The organism is Micromonospora sp. NPDC005163 (genome assembly GCF_053599835.1).
Genome location: NZ_JBSFYP010000142.1, coordinates 1 through 4,216, shown reverse-complemented (window position 1 = coordinate 4,216; position 4,216 = coordinate 1). Strand labels below are relative to the sequence as shown.

Here is a 4,216-nt window from a genome sequence, read left to right as displayed (position 1 = left end):
CCGCTTCTTTCCCATGCTCTCCATGATGCTGGACATCCTCCCGGAGACCCCCGGTCCCCTGATCTCGGATGTCCGTCAAAACGGGGCAGGCCCACACCGCCCACCCGACCGCCGCCTGGACTACCCATCAGGCCCGCAACCTGGTGCTGGACCTCGGTGACCGTATGACACTGTTCCGGTTCCTGATCCGCGACCGCGACGCCAAGTTCACCGCGTCGTTCGACACGGTGTTCGCCGCCGAAGGCATCGACGTGGTGAAGACTCCGCCACGCACCCCCAGGGCGAACGCGTACGCGGAACGCTTCGTGCGCAGTGTCCGGGCCGAGCGCACCGACCGGGTATTGATCTCCAACGAACAGCACGCCCGTACCGTGTTACGCGACTATGAGGACCACTTCGACCGGCACCGGCCGCACCAGAGCCTGGATCAGCATCCACCCGACTACGACCCCGGTGTGGTCGTCGCGATCGACAAGCCGATCCGGCGGCGCCGCGTCCTGGACGGCGTGATCAACCAGTATCACCGGGCAGCTTGAGCTACTCGCAAATTCGCAGCCCACAAGCCTTAAACAGAGTTTGGCACCGTACAGGCAGGTAACGGTAGACCGAGCGCAGCGACTTGCCGATCCTCTCGGCGAGCAGTTCAGGGTCCAGGTTCGGCTCCTTGCGCAGCCAGTAGGCCACTGCCTGCGCGGTTGCCTGGGGCACCTCCGAGTCCTCGTCGGCGTTCGCGTCGTCGCCGGCAGCGTCCTGATCGCCGTCGTCCGTCTCCTCGTCGGCGTCATCGCCAGTGGCGTCCTTGTCGTCCTCGCTCCCGTCTGCCGGGTCCGCGACGGCCGGTTCGCCCGGCGGCACGGCTTCAGGCGGGCCAGCGTCGCGGCTCTCGGCGATCTGCTGGCGGCCGCTCGGGGCCGGCTCAGGGTTCTCCTCTGGCTCTGGTTTCGGCTCCTGCCGGTCATCGCCTGGCGTGTCCGCCGCCGACGCGGTGGGCGCTTGCGGTGGGGAGGGGGCGGGCTCAGGTGACGGTGGTGCGTCGGCGAGGCGTTTCATGGCTCGTGCTGAGTGTCGGCGCCGGCGGATTGACCAGATCAGCGGGTCGGTGGCGGGTGGGTTCGATGATCAGGATGTTGAACAGGTGGCGTAGTTCGTTGACGGTCAGCGCGACCAGTTCGTTCGGGTCGTGGTGGGGTTGAGCGGTCGTCGCGGCGGCGAGGAACGCATGGGCGAGGATCGTCAGGGTGGTCCAGCGGTGCCAGGACGTCCAGCGGCGGTGTTGGTGCTGGTCCAGGCCGAGGCCGGTCTTCGCGGCTTGGAATGACTCTTCGATCTTCCAGCGGTGGCCGGCCACCGCGACGAGGGTGCGTAGCGGGACGGGTTCGACCGACCAGCAGCGGTAGAAGGCCAGCTCACCGTTTTTGCGGTTGCGGCGGATCAGCAGCCAGTGGTGCCCGCCGTGCAGGTCGGCGGCGTGCGGCAGGGCGGTGAACGACCAGTCGTAGTAGCGGTGTCCCTTCGCGCCTTGACCGGCGGACATCCGCTGCCAGGCGGTCGTAGGAAGACCGGCGGCCAGTACGTCGACGCGGTAGACGCCCAGGCCGGTGATCACCTGATGTGAACAGGCCACCGCCAGGACGTAGCCCAGTCGCAGCTGACGCAGTCGGGCGGCCAAGCGCGGATCGTTGCCGTACGCCTCGTCGCCGGCCGCCCACCGGCAGGGCAGCCCGCTGCTCACAGCCGTCTCGATCATCCGGGCCGCCAGTTGCGGCTTGGTAGCGAAGCGCACCTGTTCGGGGACACCGGCCTCGGCCCGGCGCTCAGGGTCGTCGCACCAGGATTTCGGCAGGTAGAGGGCCGCGTCGAGCATCGCGTGACCAGCCTCGGTGGCGTAGACGAGGTGCACGGCGAGCTGGCAGTTCTCGATCTTCCCGGCGGTACCCGAGTACTGCCGCTGGACACCGACGGTATGCCGGCCCTTCTTCAGATCCCCCGTCTCGTCGATGACCAGCACCGCCTCGGCCTCGCCGAGGTGCTCACCGACGAACTCGCGGACATCGTCACGGACCGCGGCGTCGTCCCACTTCACCCGGGTCAACAGGTCCTGCATCCCGTCCGGGCTCGCGTCTCCCGCATGCTCCGCGATCGTCCAGCAGTTCTTCGACGGCAGCGGCGCCAGCAGGCCCCGAACGCGCGGTGGCTTGAAGACATGTTCCAGGCGGGACTCTGTTGCGTTGGTCGTTAGCAAGATCGAGGCAGGCTTGACCGGTGAAGCTGTCGAACCGTCCCCGCCCCTGGCTACCACCGAAGTCCGCGTTCGCCGGGTTCCGGTTCCCGCCCGAGGTGATCGCCGTCGCGGTCCGGTGGTACCCGCGCTACAACCTGTCCTACCGAGACTTTGAAGAACTGCTGGTCGAACACGGCATCGAGATCGACCACGTCACCGTCTACCGGTGGGTGCAGCGATTCACGCCGCTGCTGGCCGACGCCGCCCGATTCAGCCGGCACTCACCAGGCGACAGGTGGTTCGTCGACGAGACCTACGTCAAGGTCAACGGTGTGCGGCGCTACGTCTACCGCGCGACAGACCAGTACGGGCAAGTCATCGACGTACTGGTCTCGACCCGCCGGGACGCCGACGCGGCCAGGCGGTTCTTCCAGCAGGCGCTGTCGGCGTTGAAGCTCAGACCGACTGACGTGGTCACCGACGCCGCCGCGGTCTACCCCGCCGTGCTGGACGAGCTCGTCCCGTCGGCGTGGCACCACGTCGAGCAGCACGCGAACAACCCGATCGAGGCTGATCACAGCCAGCTAAAACACCGGCTACGACCGATGCGCGGCCTACGAACCGATCCGACCGCGCAGGTGATCATCACCGGACATGCCTTCATCCAGAATCTCCGACGCGACCACTACGAACTCGGACTCGACGCCCCCTCTGCCAAGCGCATGGCGGCAGCGTTCACCGAACTCGCCCGGGCGATCTGACCTCCGACCAAACCGGGGTTCAACACGTCCGCCGATCAGACAACGCAACAGCGCCGTCACGGCACGGTTGAGTCAGCTCGCTCATCGCAGCGGGAACGGGCAGGATGGCCGTATGCGTCTGGTGTCATTGCTGCCGTCCGCGACGGAGATCGTCTACGCCCTCGGCCTGGGTGACGACCTGGTTGGGGTGACGTTCGAGTGTGACGTGCCGCCCGCCGCACGGGGCGACAAGACCGTCGTGGTCGGCGGCCGGGACACCCGCGGCCTCACTCCGCACGAGATCGACGCCTACGTTAAGGCCCAGATGGCAGCAGGCAGCGACCTCTACACCCTGCACGGGGACGCGCTGGCCGGCCTGAAACCTGAGCTGATCCTCACGCAGGACCTCTGCCGAGTGTGCGCCCTGCCCTCAGGCCAGGTCTCGGACGCCTTGGACTACCTCGGCTGCCGCGCCGACGTACTGTCCCTGGACCCGCACACGCTCGACGAGGTCCTCGACACGATCCTTGCGGTAGGCGTCCGGGCCGGCGTACCCGAACGGTCCGAAGCGCTGGTAACCGGCCTGCGCGCCCGGCTCAAGGCCGTCGCGGCGGCGGTCGCCGGCCGGCCGCGGCCCCGCGTCGCGGTCGTGGAGTGGGTCGACCCGCCGTTCACCGCCGGGCACTGGGTGCCCGACCTGGTGCGAAGCGCCGGCGGCAACCCGGTTGCCGCCCGCCCCGGTGCCCGGTCGGTGCAGACAACCTGGCAGGAACTCAGTGACGCCGCTCCCGACGTCGTACTCGTCACGCCCTGTGGATTCCACCTCGACGGCGCGGCGCAGCAGGCCGAAACGGTCGCGCCGAGGTTTCCCGGGGCCGCGGTGTGGGCGATCGACGCGGACGGCCTCGTCGTACGCCCGGGTCCGCGGCTCGTCGACGGCGTCGAAGCGATCGCCGCGATCCTGCACCCCGACGCCGTGCCCGAACCGCCCGTGGGCACCGTCGCCCGGGTGGTATGACGCCGGATAACCCTCTACAGCCGGTGGTTCCCGCTGACGTCACGACCCTGTGCCGTGCCAATTCTTTGTGCAGGGCCTGTGAGCTGGCGTTTCCCGGCCATGGTCAGGCTGCTGCTGCTGCTCGGCTGTACTCGTTGATCAGTGTCCCGTACCGGGTTTGATGGAGACATCGAAACCTGGGAGGAAACCAGCGATGCCCGCACCGAAGAAGTACAACGATGAGCTGCGTGAGCGTGC

The 4,216-nt window shown here is 68.1% G+C and carries 4 protein-coding genes and 1 pseudogene; 3 read left to right on the top strand and 2 right to left on the bottom strand.

Going from position 1 to position 4,216, the window contains the following annotated elements:
* The first annotated feature begins 68 nt into the window (after positions 1–68).
* A complete protein-coding gene (locus tag ACWD6N_RS37445) occupies positions 69–536 on the top strand; it encodes an integrase core domain-containing protein (protein WP_450006705.1) in 468 nt (155 codons plus the stop codon).
* A 1-nt stretch (position 537) separates the two neighbouring features.
* On the opposite strand, the gene ACWD6N_RS37440 is transcribed toward ACWD6N_RS37445, so the two are convergent.
* Together ACWD6N_RS37440 and ACWD6N_RS37435 are read right to left on the bottom strand one after the other, a co-directional pair.
* Positions 538–1,050 carry a hypothetical protein gene (locus tag ACWD6N_RS37440; protein WP_387330710.1) on the bottom strand — a complete coding sequence of 171 codons (513 nt, stop codon included), beginning with the start codon at positions 1,048–1,050 and terminating at the stop codon, positions 538–540.
* Positions 1,051–2,245, bottom strand: a pseudogene (locus tag ACWD6N_RS37435) (IS701 family transposase); the annotation flags it as partial.
* A 23-nt stretch (positions 2,246–2,268) separates the two neighbouring features.
* On the opposite strand from ACWD6N_RS37435, the gene ACWD6N_RS37430 reads away from it, so the two are divergent.
* Together ACWD6N_RS37430 and ACWD6N_RS37425 are read left to right on the top strand one after the other, a co-directional pair.
* The gene (locus ACWD6N_RS37430) at positions 2,269–2,982 is read left to right on the top strand and encodes an IS6 family transposase (protein ID WP_450006707.1); all 714 of its coding nucleotides are present in this window, start codon (positions 2,269–2,271) and stop codon (positions 2,980–2,982) included.
* 112 nt (positions 2,983–3,094) lie between these two features.
* The gene (locus ACWD6N_RS37425; RefSeq protein ID WP_387330653.1) at positions 3,095–3,979 is read left to right on the top strand and encodes an ABC transporter substrate-binding protein; all 885 of its coding nucleotides are present in this window, start codon (positions 3,095–3,097) and stop codon (positions 3,977–3,979) included.
* Positions 3,980–4,216 lie beyond the last annotated feature (237 nt).

What these genes read in the sequence shown, in the direction of transcription:
- ACWD6N_RS37445 (WP_450006705.1), top strand. Translation starts at nt 69, where the DNA reads ATGTCCGTCAAAACGGGGCAGGCCCACACCGCCCACCCGACCGCCGCC.
- ACWD6N_RS37440 (WP_387330710.1), bottom strand. Translation starts at nt 1,050, where the DNA reads ATGAAACGCCTCGCCGACGCACCACCGTCACCTGAGCCCGCCCCCTCC.
- ACWD6N_RS37425 (WP_387330653.1), top strand. Translation starts at nt 3,095, where the DNA reads ATGCGTCTGGTGTCATTGCTGCCGTCCGCGACGGAGATCGTCTACGCC.